Source organism: Roseateles sp. L2-2, assembly GCF_050613215.1.
Taxonomy (GTDB): domain Bacteria; phylum Pseudomonadota; class Gammaproteobacteria; order Burkholderiales; family Burkholderiaceae_C; genus Roseateles; species Roseateles noduli.
Window position 1 is genome coordinate 4765114 of sequence record NZ_CP192509.1, and the last position, 15972, is coordinate 4781085.

A 15972-nucleotide genomic window follows, 5' to 3' on the forward strand; every position below is an offset into this window, starting at 1 on the left:
GTCCTTAAGAATCCTGACGCAACGCGGCGGCGTTCGCTCCGGATGCGGGTGCTGCGACCGGAAAACGAACACGCACTTCCAGTCCAGGCCCCTGCGCACGATCCATCAACCGAACCGTCGCCCCGTGACGTTCCGCGATCGCCTTCACGATCGTCAGGCCCAGGCCGCTGCCGACATCGCCGCCGCCGCCGCCGTTGCCGTTGCCGTTGACGTCGCGACGGACGAAACGCCCGAACACGCGCTCTCTGTCCGCAGCGGGAATGCCCGGCCCCGAGTCGCGAACGAACAGGACGGGTCGACCGTCGTCCATGGCCGTTCCGACATCGACCACGCCGCCCGCAGGCGTGTGACGCAAGGCGTTCTCGATCAGGTTGTCGAGCAGCATCGCCAGCTGCCCGGTGTCGCCGAGCACCGGCGCGGGACCTTGGAGCTCGGCGCCCAGATCGATGCCGGCCGCCTCGGCCGCCGACGCGAACGGCTCCAGTACCGTGCGGACCAGGTCGTCCAGATCGACGCGCTGCAGCGGGTCGAGGCTGCCCGCCGGGTCCGTGCGCGCGACCGCGAGCAGTTGTCCGATCAGACGCTGCGCCCGCATGACGCCCAGCTTGAGCGACGCCGTCGCCGCGGAGCGTTCCAGCTCGTCGGCGCTGCGCTCCAGCAGCGTGAGCTGCAGGCGCAGCGCGGCGATCGGCGTGCGCAACTCATGGGCCGCATCTGCGAGGAAGGTGCGCTGCGCGCTGAAGGACTGGTCGAGCTTGGCCATCAGGCTGTTGATGGCGCGCACCATCGGCAGCAGCTCGGCGGGCACCGCGGAGGTATCGATCGCTTCGAGTGAGCGCGCGCTGCGGCCGGCCACGTCCCGCGCCGCCGCATCGAGCGGCCGCAGCCCGCGGCGCAGCCCGTAGATCAGCAGGCCCGCCACGACCACCGCCATCGCGAGCAGGAAGGGCAGGATCTTGGCCGCCGATTCGCCGGCCATCTCGCGGCGCGACGCGCGCCGCTGCGCGGCCTGCACGATGCCGCGGTCATGGACGGCCGTGTAGACGATCCAGTCCTCGTTGCCAATGCGCGGGTGCGACAGCCCTTCCTTCGCGACGTAGCGGATCGGGACGCGCGGATCCGACGAGTAGATCAAGGTCCCCGATGCATCCCAGGCGAAGGTGGCGATCTCGCTGTCCTGCGGCTCGTCGTCGCGCGGGATCAGCACCGGCGCGTGGGCCTGCTCGTGCGGCGCGTTGCTGCGGTGATAGGTCGCCACGCCGACGGCGACGTTCCTGAGGTCGTTGTCGAAGACCTCGTTCATCTCGTCGAGCGTAACGACGTAGGTCGTCATCGCCACCAGCGCCGATCCCAGCAGCAGGGTGCCGACGATCCACGCGAGCAGCTCGCGCTCGATCGACCGCATCATGGCGCGTTGCCGATCCGGTAGCCGACGCCGCGCACGTTCTTGATGGTCTCGCTGCCCAGCTTCTTGCGCAGGTTGTGCAGGTGGACCTCGATGGAATTGCTGGCCACTTCCTGCCCCCACCCGTACACCGCTTCCTCCAGCCGCTCGCGCGAGAGAACGGCGCCGGGTTTCTGCATCAGGGCCTCCAGCACGGCGAACTCGCGCGCCGAGAGGTCCACCGCCTTCTCGGCGAGGGTGACCTCCTTGCGCACGGGATCCAGCATCAGATCGCCGTGCCGCATCACCGGACTGCCGCTGCCCGCATGGCGGCGCATCAGCGCCCGCACGCGCGCGACCAGTTCGTCCAGGTCGAAGGGCTTGAGGACGTAGTCGTCCGCGCCGGCCTCCAGCCCGGCGATGCGGTCCTTGACGGTGTCGCGCGCCGACGCGATCAGCACCGGCATCGAATCGCCGGCCTTGCGCAGGTCCTTCAGCAGCTCCATCCCGTCGCCGCGCGGCAGGCCCAAGTCCAGGATGGCCAGGTCGTACACGCCCGTGGACAGGGACAGCTGCGCCGCGCGCGCGTCCTGCACCCAGTCCACCGCGAATCCCGCGGACGCCAGGCCCTGCCGGACGGCACGGCCGATCATGTCGTCGTCTTCGATGAGCAGCAGTCTCATGCGTGTGTCCCTTCCAGACGCAGCGCCAGCCGGTAGATGGGCGCCCGCGCCCACCACGTGACGGCGGCCGCCGCAGCCGCCACCGGCAGGGCTGCCAGCACGTCGCCGGGCAGGCTCGCGCCCAGGTAGATGCGGGACCATCCTACGACCAGACCCAGCGTCAGCAGGAAAGGACCGGCCACGGACAGGCGCCCGTGCCCGAAGGCGGTGAACGCCGCGGCCCAGAGCATCGCCACGGAGCGTGACGGCACATCGGGCAGCCATCCCCGCGCCAGGTAACGCGTGCCCGCGATCACCTCCCGGTCGGCGGCGTGCAGATCGAGCGTCTGCACCGCCAGTGCCGCCGCGCAGGCGAACAGCAGCGCGATCGTCGCGCACATCGCGAAGCGCACCAACTCCGCCTTGACTTCGCGCTCCGCGACCAGCCAGCCCACGACCAGCACCAGGGCCGCGCCATGCACGCTCCAGCGCGCCAGCGTCATGGGCAGGAACAGCTGAGCCGGCGTCAGTCCGGGCGGTGCATTGATGAGCGAGAAGAGGTGGTGGTTGAGCATGGGCTGAGCCGTCGATGCTCGGACGGCCCCGCTTAACTACGCCTTAACTGCGTTGTTTTTTGGCCGGCTTGGCGAGCGCCGACGCGGCACTCGTACAGCGCCAATGCAAATTGTTATCATTTGCGACCTTTGCAGCCGCGCTCCTGCGCAGCCCTTTCCACCGCTCCTGCATCGCCATGCGATCCGATCCCGCCCAAGCCTTCAGCACGCTCTACGCCGACCACCATGGTTGGCTGCGCGGCCTGCTGAGCAGGAAGCTGGGCTGCCGCCACAAGGCGGAGGACCTGACTCACGACACCTTCGTCAAGGTGTGGGCCAGCAAGGCGGTCCAGGCGCTGCAGGAACCGCGCGCCTTCCTGACCACGGTCGCGCACGGCCTGGTCGTGTCGCTGTGGCGCCGGCAGGATCTGGAGCACGCCTACCTGGAGGCGCTGCAGGCCCAGGGCGTGCCGTACGCGGCCTCGCCCGAGGACCGTGCGCAGGCCGTCGAGGCGCTGGCGCAGATCGACGAGATGATGGCGGAACTGCCGCCCAAGGCGGCGCGCGCCTTCGTGCTCGCCCAGCTGGAAGGGCTGACCTACCAGGAGATCGCCGATCAGCTCGGCGTCTCCGAGCGCATGGTCAAGAAGTACATGGCTCAGACCATGGCCAGGCTGCTCCAGCTCCATGGCTGAGGCGAGCCCGGCCCGCGGCACACCCGACCGCGATATCGACCACGATGTCGACCGCGACCGCAACCAGCAACACCTGACCCAGGCGGCCGAGTGGTTCGCCGTGCTGCAGGATTCCGCCAGCGACGAGGACCACCGCGCCTGGCGGGCCTGGCGCGACGCCGATCCGGCCCATGCCGCGGCGTGGCAGCGCGTCGAGGCCATCAACTCCCGTTTCCTGAGCCTGGCGGGTCAGGTCGACCGCCGGGCCGCCGCCTCGGCGATCGACACGGTGCGCAGCGCGGGCGCCAGCCGCCGCCGCAGCCTGAAGCTGCTGGGCGTGCTGGGCCTGTCCTGCTCCGTCGGCGTGCTGACCTGGCGCGCGGCGCCCTGGCAGGACCTGATCGCGGACGCCCACACCGGCGTCGGCGAGCGGCGCGAATTCCGGCTGCCGGACGGCACGATCCTGCACCTCAACACGGACACGGCGGTCCAGGTCGCGTATGGGACCGATGAACGCCGCGTCGAGCTGCTGCGGGGCGAGGTGCTGGTCAAGACCGGCCCCGACGCCGCCGGCCGACCGTGGCGCCTGACGACGGCCGAAGGCACGTTGGAAGCCCGCGGCACGCGCTTCAGCGTCTGGCGCGACGACGCGGACTGCCGCCTGGCCGTGTTCGACGGCGAGGTGGCCGTGCGCTGCGCCGGGACCGGCGCGCAACGCGTGGTCGCCGCCGGGCAGCAGGCCCGTTTCGATCGATCTGCCGTGGGCGAGGTCCGCACGGCGCCGGCCACGCTGTCCGCCTGGGTGCGCGGCCTGTACGTGGCGGAAGGGCTCTCTCTCGCGGAGGTGAGCCGGGACCTGGCCCGCCATCGCCGCGGCCTGATCACCTGCGACGAGCGCGTGGCCGCGCTGCGCGTGGTGGGCACCTTCCCGCTCGACGACGACCCGCAGCTGTGGCGCGCCCTGACGCGCGCCCTGCCCATCAAGGTGAGCTCGCCGCTGCCCTGGTGGACCCGCATCGAAGCCGCTTGAAGGTTGCGCGCGGTTCCCTTTTTCTGTTCTCGTGCGGCAAAGGGTTGATGTTCCCTGTCCGTCTTTCCTCGCCGCGTTGTCTCGCCGGCCTGCTGCTGATCGCCGCCGTCGCGCAAGCTCAGCCGCAGGCATCGCCTGACTCGCCGAGCCGGCCGGGCATCGCGACGTCGGCATCGACGGCGCCTCTGCGCGCGCTGGACACCGTCCAGACTGTCGACCTGCCGGCGGGTCCGCTCGCGATGGCGCTGACCCGCATCGCGGCGGACGCAGGGCTGATCTTCTCGGTGGACCTGGCGACGGTCGCCGACGAGCGCCAGCCCGGCCTGCGCGGACGCATGACCGCACGCGAGGCGTTCGGCCGCCTGCTGGCCGGCACCGAGCTGCACCTGATTCTGGACGGCGACGTCTTCACGCTGGAGCGCCGGCCGGGGTCGACGCAGGCCGCCTACCGGGACGGCGACCGCGCAGCCATGACGCTGCCCGAAGTGCGCATCCGCGCGCGCAGCGGCGGCGAGCCGCGGTACCGGGTCGGCAGCGCCACGCAGGCGACGCGCGGCGACACGCCGCTGGAGGACCTGCCGCAGGCCGTGAGCGTGCTGTCCGCGGACCTGATCCGCGACCAGGCGCCGCAGAGCATGGCGGACCTGCTGCGCTACGTCCCGGGGCTGGGCGCCGCCCAGGGCGAAGGCAACCGCGACACGCCGGTCTTCCGAGGCAACCTGTCGACCTCGGACTTCCTGCTCGACGGTCTGCGCGACGACGTCCAGTACTACCGCGACCTCTACAACATCGACCGCGTCGAGGTCCTGCGCGGGCCCAGCGCGAGCACCGTGGGACACGGCGCCGTCGGCGGGCTGATCAACCGAGTGAGCAAGGTCCCGCGCTGGCGCGACGCCGCGGAGGCGTCCGTGGAAGTCGGCACCTGGGACCACCAGCGCGGCACCGTCGATCTGGAACACGTGCTCTCGCCCACGCTGGCCCTGCGCCTGAACGCGCTGAGCGAAGACTCGGACGGCTACCGCGACCACTTCCACCTCCGGCGCACGGGGATCAGTCCCGCACTGGCGTGGCGGCCGACCTCGCGCACCTTGGCGACGGTGTCCTTCGAGCACTTCCAGGACCATCGCACGGCGGACCGCGGCATCCCGTCCTGGCAAGGGCGGCCGCTGCATGTGGAGGCCTCGCGCTTCTTCGGCAATCCGGACGTCAGCACGACCTGGATCCGGCTCAACGCCGCGACAGTCCAGCTCGACACCGAACTGACCCCGGGCGTCACGCTGCAGTACAAGGCCCGCCTGGCCGACTACGACAAGTTCTTCCAGAACGCCTTCCCCGGTTCCGTGCGCCGCGACGCCGCCACGGGCCCGTTGCAGGTCTCGCTGCTGGCGCACAACAGCCGCATGCGGCGCCAGAACGTGTTCCATCAGGTCGACGTGCCGTGGACGACGCAGTGGGGCGGCATCGAGCATCGCTGGCTCGCCGGCGCCGAGCTCGGTCACCAGCAGGGCGACAACCGGCGCGAGACGGGCTACTTCGCCGCTTCGTCGACGGGCGCAGCGCCCACCACGGCGATCTGGGTGCCGATCGACGCGTCCGTCTCCCGGGTGCCGCTGACCTTCCTCCACCGCGCCAGCGACCCCGACAACGCCAGCGAGCTCCACCTCGGCGCGCTCTACCTGCAGGACCAGATCACGCTGAGCCCCGCGTGGCAGGCCACGCTCGGCCTGCGGCACGACGACATCCGGCTGGACGTCGACGACCACACGCTGGGCCAGCGCCTGCACAGCCGGGACCCGCTGTGGTCGCCGCGCGCCGGCGTGATCTTCAAGCCGACGCCGCCGCTGTCGCTGTACGTGAACTACAGCCTCGGCTACGCGCTGCGCGCGGGCGACCAGCTCAACGTGCTGACGCCGGCTTCGCAAGACCTGTCCCCCGAGCGCTTCGACAACATCGAGGCCGGCGCGAAGTGGTTGCCGAACCGCGCGCTGGAGCTGAGCCTGGCCGCCTACCAGCTCGACCGCCGGCACGTGGCCGTCGTGGACCCAAGCGCACCCACGCAGGCGCTGCTGCTCGTGGACGGCCAGCGGACCCGCGGGCTGGAACTCAGCCTCACCGGGCAGGTGACGCCGGACTGGCAGGTCACCGCGGCCTACACGCTGCAACGCAGCGTCGTGCGCGAATCGCTGTCGACGCTCGCACCCGCCGGCGCCTGGATGCCGCATGTGCCGCGGCACAGCCTCTCGGTGTGGAACCGCTGGGCCCTGACGCCCGCGTGGTCGGCGGGCCTGGGCGTGCAGATGCGCAGCGCCGTGTTCACGAGCACCGACAACACCGTGCGCCTGCCCGGGTACGGGCGTCTCGACGCCGCGCTATTCTTCACTCCCGACGCGTCCTGGCGCCTGCAGCTGAACATCGAGAACCTGCTCGACCGCCGCTACTACGCCTTCGCGCACAGCAACAACAACATCACCCCGGGCTCCCCGCGCGACATCCGGTTGGGCGTCCACCTCAAGTTCTGACGTCTCGCACGCCGCCCTCGCCCTCGCCTTCCTTCATGACCGACGCCGGCTCCGGCCACACCCGCCGCATCCCCCGCTTCATCGCCGTCGGCGCCGCCGCGGCGCTGGTGCACTGGGGCGTGGTGACCGCCATCGTCCAGACCGTGCACTGGCATCCGCTGGTCGCCAACGTGCTGGGCTGGATCGTCGCGCTGCAGGTGTCCTTCTTCGGCCACCACCGGATGACCTTCGAAGGCCACGGCGTGCCGCTGTGGCGCTCGGCGTCACGCTTCTCCGCGATCTCGGCGGGCGGCTTCGTCATCAATGAGCTCGCGTACGCCGCGATGCTCCGCTGGACCGACCAGTCCTACCAGGTGAGCCTGGTGATCGTGCTGCTCGGGGTCGCCGTGCTGACCTATCTGCTCAGCAGCCGCTGGGCGTTCATCGCACGCTCGCAAGAATAGTTTTCATTCCGAGTTCCCCTTTCCGGGGTTCGCGCGGCAGACAGGGAAAGAAACGCGCTTCCCGTCACCGTGCCCCGCTCGACCACCTCCGCCTTCTCCCGCGCCCGCGTCGCCAACGACGCCGGCGCCGCGTCGGTCTCCGACGTCGCGCAGCCCCTGTCGGCCGCGGGACAGGCGGCGGCCGCCTTCCTCGCCGCGCACCGCATCAAGCCGACGCGCGTGCGCGTGCAGGTCCTGGAGACCCTGCGCGAACGCACGCCCGCCAACGGACTGATCTCCGCCGAGGACATCTTCCGCGCCGTGCTGCTGCGCGGCGAGCGCATCGTCCTGGCCACGATCTACAACGTCCTGTCGCTGCTCGCGGACATGGACCTCATCGAGCGCTACCGCCTCGGTGAAGGGCCGGCGCTGTTCTCGCCGCGGCGCGACCAGCGCTTCGTGGCCCTGCTGATCTGCGCCGACTGCGGCCAGGTGCGGGGCCTGCACACCAGCGCGCTGCAGCTGCAGCTCGACACCCTGGCGCGGGACAACGGCTTCGCGATGACGGAGCCCACCGTGGTCCTGCGCGGACGCTGCGTCACGTGTGCCTCCTGCGCCTCCTGCGCGCCGCTGCCGGCGTCGATGTCGACGTCCTCGCGCCTTTCCTGAACCTCATGTCCACCTCCTCCACTCCGCGGCGACCGCCGCAGGCGCCCTCCATCCTGACCCCGCTGCAATGGCGCGGCGTCGTCGCCGGCGCGCTGGGCGCGCACGTGCTCGCCGGCTGGGGCCTGCTGCAGATCGACGCCGTGCGCCAGTCCGTGATCGAGGCCGCGCCGGTGTTCGTCAACATCGTGGCGCCGCCCGCGCCGACGCCGCCTCCTCCCCCGCCGCCGCCCACGCCGGTGCCGAAGACACCGCCGCCGAAGGCGCCGCTGATCGCGGCCGCGCCGACGCCGCAGGTCGCCGCGCCGGTCTTCGTCGCCGAGCCCGCACCGCCGCTGCCCGTGATGGCGCCGCCCGCGCCTCCCGCGCCGCCGGCTCCTCCCGCACCGCCTGCGCCGCCGGCGCCGCCCAAGACCATCCCGGCCTCGGCCGTGCAGTACCTCGTGGCGCCGCAGCTGGAGTACCCGCGCGCCTCGCGCCGCCTGCGCGAGACCGGCAAGGCGCTGGTGCGCGTCTACATCGACGAGGCCGGCCTGCCGCAGGCCGTGCAGCTGAGCCGCTCCACGGGCCACCCGATGCTGGACGAGGCCGCGCTCGCCGCGGTCCGCAAGGCGCGCTTCCGTCCCTATACCGAGAACGGCCAGCCCACCGCGGGCTGGGCCTTCATCCCCTTGAGTTTCGATCTGGAGAACTGAACGTGAACAATGACGCCTCCCTCGGCTTCGGCCACTTCATCGCGCAGAGCGATGTGGTCGGCAAGACGCTGCTGGTGATCCTGGTGCTGATGTCGGTGGCCTCGTGGTCCATCATCTTCATCAAGGGCATCGTCCTGCAGTTGAGCAAGCGCCGCAGCACGCGCTTCCTGGACTTCTTCTGGAACGCCACGTCGCTGGACGCGGTCGCGCACGAGATCGCCACGCACGGCGCGCGCGATCCCTTCTCGCACCTGGCCAGCCATGCGATGCATGCGCAGGCGCATCACGCGCGTTACGGCGCGGCCAAGCTGGAGGAAGCCGGCAGCTCGGGGGAATTCGTGACCCGCACCATCAAGAAGGTGCTGGACGAGGAGACCACGCGGCTGGAGAACGGCCTGACGGTGCTCGCCACCGTGGGCGCGACCGCCCCCTTCGTCGGTCTGTTCGGCACCGTGTGGGGCGTGTATCACGCGCTGGTGGCCATCGGCATGAGCGGCTCGGGCACGCTGGACAAGGTCGCCGGCCCGGTCGGCGAAGCGCTGATCATGACCGGCGTCGGCCTGGCCGTCGCGATCCCCGCCGTCGTCGCCTACAACTGGCTGACCCGCGCCAACCGCGTGATCCTGTCGCGCCTGGACGCCTTCGCGTACGAGATCCACACCTTCGTGGCGATGGGTCAGACGCTGGCCGGCGCCGGAGCAAGCACTGGCACTGGATCGGCCGGATCCCCGACGGCGTCGGCCGCCAAGCCGGTGGCGATCAGCGCCGCGCGAGCCTGATCGGGAGCCGGCCATGGCCTTCGCCAGCTTCGACTCCCGGCGCGGCAACGCGCCCACCGCCGAGATCAACATGGTGCCGCTCATCGACGTGATGCTGGTGCTGCTGGTGATCTTCATCGTCACGGCGCCGCTGCTGACCAACGCGGTCAAGCTGCAGCTGCCCAAGGTCGACGCCGCGGCCAACGTGGCCAAGGCCGAGAAGATCGAGTTCGCGATCGATCCGGCCGGCCAGTGGTTCTGGAACGGCGAACCCGTCGACCGCGCGGAGACGCGCCGCCGCTTCGCCGAAGCGGGTCGCCTCGACCCGCAGCCCGAGGTGCATCTGCGCGCCGACCAGGACACGCCCTACCGCTACGTCGCGCAGGTGCTGGGCGACGCCTCCAACGCCGGCCTGAGCAAGGTCGGTTTCGTCAGCGAGCCCGAGGCGCCCTGAGCGTCGCCTTCAGCCAGCCCTCCTCCCATTCATAACGATTCAGAACACGTCCCGGAGATCCCCATGTCCAAGAAGATCAAGAAACAGGTCCGCGCTCAGGAGAGCGCTCCCGCCGTGCTGCCGCTGGGCGCACTCGCCGCCGGTTTCGGCGTGATGCTCGTCGCGGGTTCCGCGATGGCGCAGTCGACCGCGCCCAAGGTGCCGGTGCCGCCCGCGCCGCCCGCCTCGGCCCCGTCCGAAGCGATGCTGCCCGAGGTGAAGGTCAAGGCCGCCGCCGAGGAGTCCGCCAAGGAGACGCTGCAGGCCACCAAGACGATGATCGGCAAGGGCAAGCAGGACATCCGCGACATTCCGCAGTCGATCACGGTCATGACCGAGAAGCTGATCGACGACGTCAAGCTCGACACGCTGAAGCAGGCGCTGCACTACACGGCGGGCATCACCTTCGCCGCAACCGAGAACGGCACCGACCAGGACATCCGCCTGCGCGGCTTCCCGGTGGCGACGACGGGCGACCTGCTGATCGACGGCATGAAGGATCCGTCGCAGTACGACCGCGACAGCTTCAACTACGACCGCATCGAGGTGATGCGCGGCGCGGCGTCGATGCTGTTCGGCCGCGGCTCCACCGGCGGCGTGATCAACCAGGTCACGAAGAAGCCGGTGCTGGCCGACATGAACGAGCTGATCACGACGGTGGGCACGGGCGACAACTTCCGCGTCACGGGCGACTTCAACAAGCGCATCGGCGAGGACGCGGCGATCCGCATCAACGCGATGGGCCAGAGCGCCGACAACCACGGCGCGCGTATCGACAAGCAAGGCGTCGCCCCGACGATCAGCTGGGGCATCGGCAGCCGCGACGAGTTCACGCTGGGCGGCTTCTACCTGAACTCGCACAACGTGCCGATGTCCAGCCTGCGCTACCTGAGCGGCAGCGTCGCGGCCAACATCCCGGCGAAGAATTTCTACGGCACCTCGAGCGACTACCTGCTGGGCGAGGCCATGTACGCGTCGGGCATCTGGACGCACCGCTTCAACGACGGCGGCGAGCTGCGCACGCAGTTCCGCACCGGCAACTACAAGCGCGACAGCTGGGGCACGACGGGCGGCTACTGCGGCGCCGCGCTCAACGCGGCGGGCGCCTGCCCGGCGGGTTCGCCGGCGGTGACCTCGGCCACGCTGAACGACGGCACCGCGATGACGCGCAGCGGCCTGTCGCCGCGCAAGGACGACATCGACGGCACCTACCTGCAGAGCGACTACAGCAACCGTTTCAGCTGGTTCGGCATGCGCCACGACGTGCTGACCGGCATCGATGCGTCCAAGGAGAAGGCGGACCGCTTCACCGCCTACGGCACCGTCGGCACCAACTACAACAAGGGCGGCACCTCGGTGGGCACGCCCAACGACGGCCGCGTGACGCCGGCCGTGCCGACCTACCGCAAGGGCAGCGACTACTCGGGTCGCGCCTTCGGCGCCTACGTGCAGGACCTGATCTCGGTCACCGAACAGTGGAAGCTGCTGGCCGGCCTGCGCTACGACAAGGTCAAGTCGACGATGCACAGCCTGGCCTACGCCAACACCACGACGGCCACGTCGCCCAGCGGCATCACGGAGTCGCGCCTGTCCTATCCGGGCCTGTGGAGCCGCCGCTTCGGCGTGCTGTACCAGCCGACGCCGTCGCAGTCGTACCACGTGTCCTACGGCACCTCGTTCAACACCTCGGCCGACACCTACCAGTACACCAACCAGCAGACGGCCGACGTGGGCGCGGAGAAGAGCCGCAACATCGAGGTCGGCGCCAAGCTGGACTGGTTCAACGGTGCGCTGTCGACGCGTGCGGCGCTGTTCCGTACCGAGAAGTACAACGAGCGGACCACCGACTCCGACTTCGCCGGCCAGTTCCCGGTGCTGTCGGGCAAGCGGCACTCGCAGGGCGCGGAGTTCGACGTGACCGGCCGCGTCACCGATGCGCTGGAGGTCTACCTGTCCTACTCGTGGATCCATCACGCGTGGATCGACAAGGTGGGCACGGCGGTGACGCTGACGACGAACGAGGTCGGCCTGAGCCCCAAGCACACCGGTGCGGCGTGGCTGAGCTACCAGCTTTCGCCGAAGTGGCGCGTGGCCGGCGGCGCGCGGGGCGCGTCGACCAACCGTCCGCTGCAGGGCGGCACGGCGGCGGCGTCGCTGACGGCGCGCGCGCCGGGCTACGTGGCCTACGACGCGATGGTCGAGTACACGATCAGCCAGGACATGTACGTGCAGTTGAACGCCAACAACCTGACCGACAAGGTCTACGGCGACCAGCTCTACCCGGGCTTCTACACGCCGGGTGAGGCGCGCACGGTCAAGGCCACGCTGGGCCTGCGCTTCTGAGCATCGAGAGGAAGTCCGCACCATGCTGCTGCACGTCCGCAACGTCCTCTCCGCCGACGAGCTCCGTCAGGCGCGCGAGATCCTGGCCCGGGCGCCGTGGGCCGACGGTCGCATGACCGCCGGCTCGCAGTCGGCCGTGGCCAAGAACAACACGCAGCTGCCCGAGACCTGCGAAGAGACGCTGGCCTTGCAGAAGCTGGTGCTGGACGGGCTCGCGCGGCACCAGCTGTTCTTCTCGGCGGCGCTGCCCAAGCAGATCTCGCCGCCGCTGTTCAACCGTTACGGCGGCGAGGCCAACAGCTTCGGCAATCACGTGGACAGCGCGGTGCGCTACCTGCGCGACGGCACGGGGCGCGTGCGCACGGACATCTCGTGCACGGTGTTCTTCGCCGATCCGGACGAGTACGACGGCGGCGAGCTGATGGTGGAGGACACCTTCGGCCAGCACCGCGTGAAGCTGCCCGCCGGCGACATGGTGCTCTACCCGGGGCACAGCGTGCACCGCGTGGAGCCGGTGACGCGGGGCTTCCGGCTCGCGAGCTATTTCTGGATCCACAGCATGGTGCGCAGCGACGAGCAGCGCCGCCTGCTGTTCGACATGGACCAGCACCTGATGAGCCTGCGCAGCCGCAACGGCGAGGCGGATCCGTCGGTCATCGGACTGACGGCGACGTATCACAACCTGCTGCGCATGTGGCTGGACTTCTGAGCCTGCAAGAAAGGTCGATGATGAAACTGACTTCCCGACTCCTGTCGATCGGCGCCCTGGGCGCTGCCCTCCTCTCCTCCACGGCCGCGTTCGCGCACGGCGACGTGGCATGTCCCAACGAGCCGAAGGCGGAATGGCGCCCGCAGATGGAGCTGCAGCGCCAGCTCGTCGACAAGGGCTGGCGCGTGCGCCAGGTCAAGACCTTCAGCACCTGCTACGAGGTCTACGGCTTCGACGACAAGGGCGAACGCGTCGAGGCGTTCTTCAATCCGAAGACCTTCGAGCGCATCCAGCCGAGCGCTGAGACGGCGCCTTCGCCCAAGAAGTGATCGGGAATCGCGGCGGCCGCAACGACGCTCGCAACAGCAGTGTCGCGGTGTGGGATCCGCTGGTGCGGATCGCCCACTGGTCGCTCGCGTCCACCGTGATCGCGGTGTGGAGCACCGGTCACTGGTTCCACCCGCTGCACCACGCGCTGGGCTACGCGGCCGCCGGCATCGTGCTGCTGCGCATCGTGTGGGGCTTCGTCGGCGCGCGCCATGCGCGCTTCGGCGACTTCGTCCGAAGCCCGTCGAACACCTGGCGATATGCCGCGTCGCTGCTGCGCGGCGAAGAGCCCGATCACCTCGGCCACAACCCGTTGGGCGGCTGGATGATCCTCGCGCTGCTGACGACCGTCGGGCTCACGAGCTTCACCGGATGGCTCTACACCACCGATGCCTTCTGGGGATACGGCTGGCTGGAGCAGACGCATGCGGCGCTGGCGTGGCTGCTCGCGACGCTGGTCGCAGGACACCTGATCGGCGTGATCGTGATGTCGCTGCGCGAGCGTAGGAATCTGGCGTGGTCGATGGTGACTGGGCGCAAGCAGGAAGGGAGAGAACCATGATGAACACGGAGTTCCGGCGAGCTGGAATCGCCTTGATGGCGGCCGCCGTGGTGGCCGTTTCGGCGTTCACCACAGGCTGCGCGACAGCGCCCGCGGAATGGCCGCGCGAGACGGTCCAGTTGGAGCAACTCCGTCCACTGACGCCGGTCAAGCTGCAAATGAATTGGATGTCCGGGGACGGACGTCCGTCGGGCAGTGTGTCGCTGCGCGGGCGTCTGTTGACGGATGGCTCTGTCGGAGCCGTCGAGATCATCGACACGAGCGGTCGGCGCGAGTTCGATCAGGCGGCGGTGATGGCGCTGCGCTCAGCGCGTTTCAATCCGCACCTCGTCGACGGCAAGCCGGTCGAGGCGACGGTGCAGGCGCGCTTCAGCGTGCCGGCGCAGAAGGCGGCGCCGTTTCCGCGGTAAAAGCGGTGCCCTTCCGCATGCGTGAGAACAGAACCTCGCATGCGCTGTAAGCGCGGACACCATCGCTGGCCGCGCGCTGCGACGACCCTCTAGCCGTTCGGAAGGTAGTAGAACTGGAAGCCGTGCGCTCTCAGGTTCAAGAAGTCTGCCGTTTCCCGCTCGCTACACAAGTCTCTCAGTTGCGCCAAGTCGACCTTGTCTGCGTCGAGATGGTGCTTGCCCATCTCAAAAGCGCCGACCCCGAACGCCTCCGCCAGCGCATGGCTGTCGGAACTTGTGGGAGCCAGGAAGATCGTCGTGATGACAGTCGCCCCGACCGGCACCCCTGCATAGCGCTGCGCAGCGTACTCAAGAGAATTGGCGATCTCCTGCGAGAACGGCCCGATCGCGATCACCTGTGCGTCAAGTCCCATGAGCTCAGTCTACAAGTTTGAGGGCTGAGACCGGCCGTCGGACTCCGCGGCCGGGCGCTGACGCCTCATTGACAATCCGCCGTGTGCACATGCTTTGCCCGGTTGCGAGTCTCCAACGGCGTCAGACTTCGCTGGACTGATACATCCATCGCCCATGGTTCTCGACCCCTTCACCCTGCTCGTCCTCACCGCCGCCATGGCCGCCGCCTCGGCGCTGTGCCTGGCCGCGGAATGGCGCAGCGTGCGCGAACGCTCGCTGCTGCTCTGGAGCACCGGTTTCACCATCATCGCCGTGGGCAGCGCGCTGGCCCTGCTGCGCTCCAGCGGCCATGTGCTGCTCGGCATCTGGTTCCCCAATGGCTTGCTGATCGTCGCCCACTGGTTGTTCCTGGCCGGCGTCGCAGGATTCACGCGCACCCGGTTGCCTCGCGCCTGGTGGCTGCTGGCCGTTGTCTGGCTGGCGATGCTGTTTGTGCCCGATGGGCCGTGGTGGTCCAAGGTGATGCTGGGCATCCAGTCGCTGCTGATCGCCGTGATCACCCTGCGCGCCGGTCTGCTGCTACGCCCGCATGGCGGCGTGCTGAGCCTGGGGGCGGCGCAGTTGCGCTTCGTCCTGCTGGCCCACGGCCTGTTCTACCTCGCCAAGGCCGGGTCGACCCTGCTGCCGGAGGCCTTCGTCAATCTGGCCGGCTTCCGCGGCGCGGTGATCCTGGTCTCGCTGGTGGAGGGCGCGATGGCGATCATGCTGCTCGCCATCTCGATGACCGGCACCGAGCGTCATCGCCGCGAGGAACGCATTGCGAAGATCGCCGCACGCGACCCGCTCACAGGCCTGGATAACCGCCGCGCGCTCTATCAGCGCGCACCGGCGCTACTGGCGCAGTCCTCCCGCGACCGCCCCAGCGCCCTCCTGCTGATCGACATCGACCACTTCAAGCAGGTCAATGACCTGCACGGTCACGACGCCGGGGACCGACTGCTGGTGGTGCTGAGCGAGCTCATCCGCGGCGCGCTGCCCGACGGTGCGCAGGCTGCGCGTCTGGGCGGGGACGAGTTCGTGATCCTGCTGAGCGGCGTCTCCGACGCCACGGTGCAGGCGCTGAGCCAGGAGCTGCGCGAGGCATTCGCGGAGCAGGCGCGCGCGATGTTCGAGACGCCGGAGCCGGTCTCCTTGAGCATCGGCGCGACCTTGTCCGATCAGCCCGACGAGGAGCTGTCGCACTGGCTCAAGCAGGCCGATGAGGCCCTCTACGCATCGAAGCGCAAGGGGCGGGATCGGATGGAGTTGGTCGCGCTGGTGCGTGGACCTGCGTGATGTCGCCTCGTCGTGGGCGAACCGCTTGAACCCTAG

General features: G+C 69.7%; 18 protein-coding genes. 14 read left to right on the forward strand and 4 right to left on the reverse strand.

Going from position 1 to position 15972, the window contains the following annotated elements; all coding sequences use genetic code 11:
- Nucleotides 1–4: 4 nt before the first annotated feature.
- The 3 genes from ACQZ13_RS21190 to ACQZ13_RS21200 are packed head-to-tail and all read right to left on the reverse strand — an operon-like array spanning nucleotide 5 to nucleotide 2621.
- On the reverse strand, nucleotides 5–1408 hold the full coding sequence (locus tag ACQZ13_RS21190) for an ATP-binding protein (protein WP_431047868.1): 1404 nt from the start codon (nucleotides 1406–1408) through the stop codon (nucleotides 5–7).
- The gene (locus ACQZ13_RS21195; protein ID WP_431047870.1) at nucleotides 1405–2067 is read right to left on the reverse strand and encodes a response regulator; all 663 of its coding nucleotides are present in this window, start codon (nucleotides 2065–2067) and stop codon (nucleotides 1405–1407) included. The genes ACQZ13_RS21190 and ACQZ13_RS21195 overlap by 4 nt, the downstream gene beginning before the upstream one ends.
- Complete coding sequence (locus ACQZ13_RS21200; protein WP_431047872.1) at nucleotides 2064–2621, reverse strand: hypothetical protein; 558 nt, start codon at nucleotides 2619–2621, stop codon at nucleotides 2064–2066. The genes ACQZ13_RS21195 and ACQZ13_RS21200 overlap by 4 nt, the downstream gene beginning before the upstream one ends.
- Before the next feature lie 176 nt (nucleotides 2622–2797).
- Here ACQZ13_RS21200 and ACQZ13_RS21205 point away from each other — a divergent pair, with 176 nt between their 5' ends.
- The 13 genes from ACQZ13_RS21205 (at nucleotide 2798) to ACQZ13_RS21265 (ending at nucleotide 14208) form a co-directional block, all read left to right on the forward strand.
- Entirely contained in the window at nucleotides 2798–3295 is a 498-nt protein-coding gene (locus ACQZ13_RS21205) for a sigma-70 family RNA polymerase sigma factor (RefSeq protein ID WP_431047874.1), read from the forward strand.
- Nucleotides 3288–4304, forward strand: coding sequence for a FecR domain-containing protein (locus ACQZ13_RS21210; protein ID WP_431047876.1), 1017 nt, complete (start codon nucleotides 3288–3290; stop codon nucleotides 4302–4304). Before ACQZ13_RS21205 ends, ACQZ13_RS21210 begins: the two co-directional genes overlap by 8 nt.
- Nucleotides 4305–4351: 47 nt before the next feature.
- A complete protein-coding gene (locus ACQZ13_RS21215) occupies nucleotides 4352–6823 on the forward strand; it encodes a TonB-dependent siderophore receptor (protein WP_431047878.1) in 2472 nt (823 codons plus the stop codon).
- Between the two features lie 35 nt (nucleotides 6824–6858).
- On the forward strand, nucleotides 6859–7266 hold the full coding sequence (locus ACQZ13_RS21220) for a GtrA family protein (RefSeq protein ID WP_431047880.1): 408 nt from the start codon (nucleotides 6859–6861) through the stop codon (nucleotides 7264–7266).
- A gap of 69 nt (nucleotides 7267–7335) precedes the next feature.
- Nucleotides 7336–7914, forward strand: coding sequence for a Fur family transcriptional regulator (locus ACQZ13_RS21225; RefSeq protein WP_431047882.1), 579 nt, complete (start codon nucleotides 7336–7338; stop codon nucleotides 7912–7914).
- Between the two features lie 5 nt (nucleotides 7915–7919).
- Nucleotides 7920–8606 carry an energy transducer TonB gene (locus ACQZ13_RS21230; RefSeq protein ID WP_431047884.1) on the forward strand — a complete coding sequence of 229 codons (687 nt, stop codon included), beginning with the start codon at nucleotides 7920–7922 and terminating at the stop codon, nucleotides 8604–8606.
- 2 nt (nucleotides 8607–8608) lie between these two features.
- Nucleotides 8609–9385 carry a MotA/TolQ/ExbB proton channel family protein gene (locus tag ACQZ13_RS21235; RefSeq protein WP_431047886.1) on the forward strand — a complete coding sequence of 259 codons (777 nt, stop codon included), beginning with the start codon at nucleotides 8609–8611 and terminating at the stop codon, nucleotides 9383–9385.
- A gap of 13 nt (nucleotides 9386–9398) precedes the next feature.
- Nucleotides 9399–9818, forward strand: coding sequence for an ExbD/TolR family protein (locus tag ACQZ13_RS21240; RefSeq protein ID WP_431047888.1), 420 nt, complete (start codon nucleotides 9399–9401; stop codon nucleotides 9816–9818).
- A 63-nt stretch (nucleotides 9819–9881) separates the two neighbouring features.
- Nucleotides 9882–12200 (forward strand): TonB-dependent receptor, encoded by a 2319-nt coding sequence (locus ACQZ13_RS21245; protein WP_431047890.1) that lies wholly within the window; start codon nucleotides 9882–9884, stop codon nucleotides 12198–12200.
- Between the two features lie 22 nt (nucleotides 12201–12222).
- Nucleotides 12223–12909, forward strand: a complete 687-nt coding sequence (locus ACQZ13_RS21250) for a Fe2+-dependent dioxygenase (RefSeq protein ID WP_431047892.1) — start codon at nucleotides 12223–12225, stop codon at nucleotides 12907–12909.
- 20 nt (nucleotides 12910–12929) lie between these two features.
- The gene (locus tag ACQZ13_RS21255; protein WP_431047894.1) at nucleotides 12930–13238 is read left to right on the forward strand and encodes a PepSY domain-containing protein; all 309 of its coding nucleotides are present in this window, start codon (nucleotides 12930–12932) and stop codon (nucleotides 13236–13238) included.
- Between the two features lie 47 nt (nucleotides 13239–13285).
- Complete coding sequence (locus ACQZ13_RS21260) at nucleotides 13286–13798, forward strand: cytochrome b/b6 domain-containing protein (RefSeq protein WP_431047896.1); 513 nt, start codon at nucleotides 13286–13288, stop codon at nucleotides 13796–13798.
- Nucleotides 13795–14208: an energy transducer TonB gene (locus tag ACQZ13_RS21265; RefSeq protein ID WP_431047898.1), complete on the forward strand. Its 414-nt coding sequence runs from the start codon at nucleotides 13795–13797 to the stop codon at nucleotides 14206–14208. Before ACQZ13_RS21260 ends, ACQZ13_RS21265 begins: the two co-directional genes overlap by 4 nt.
- An 89-nt stretch (nucleotides 14209–14297) precedes the next feature.
- Here ACQZ13_RS21265 and ACQZ13_RS21270 read toward each other — a convergent pair whose 3' ends face one another.
- Nucleotides 14298–14621: a hypothetical protein gene (locus tag ACQZ13_RS21270; RefSeq protein ID WP_431047900.1), complete on the reverse strand. Its 324-nt coding sequence runs from the start codon at nucleotides 14619–14621 to the stop codon at nucleotides 14298–14300.
- Nucleotides 14622–14775: 154 nt separating this feature from the next.
- Here ACQZ13_RS21270 and ACQZ13_RS21275 point away from each other — a divergent pair, with 154 nt between their 5' ends.
- Complete coding sequence (locus ACQZ13_RS21275; RefSeq protein ID WP_431047902.1) at nucleotides 14776–15936, forward strand: GGDEF domain-containing protein; 1161 nt, start codon at nucleotides 14776–14778, stop codon at nucleotides 15934–15936.
- The last annotated feature ends 36 nt before the right edge of the window (nucleotides 15937–15972 follow it).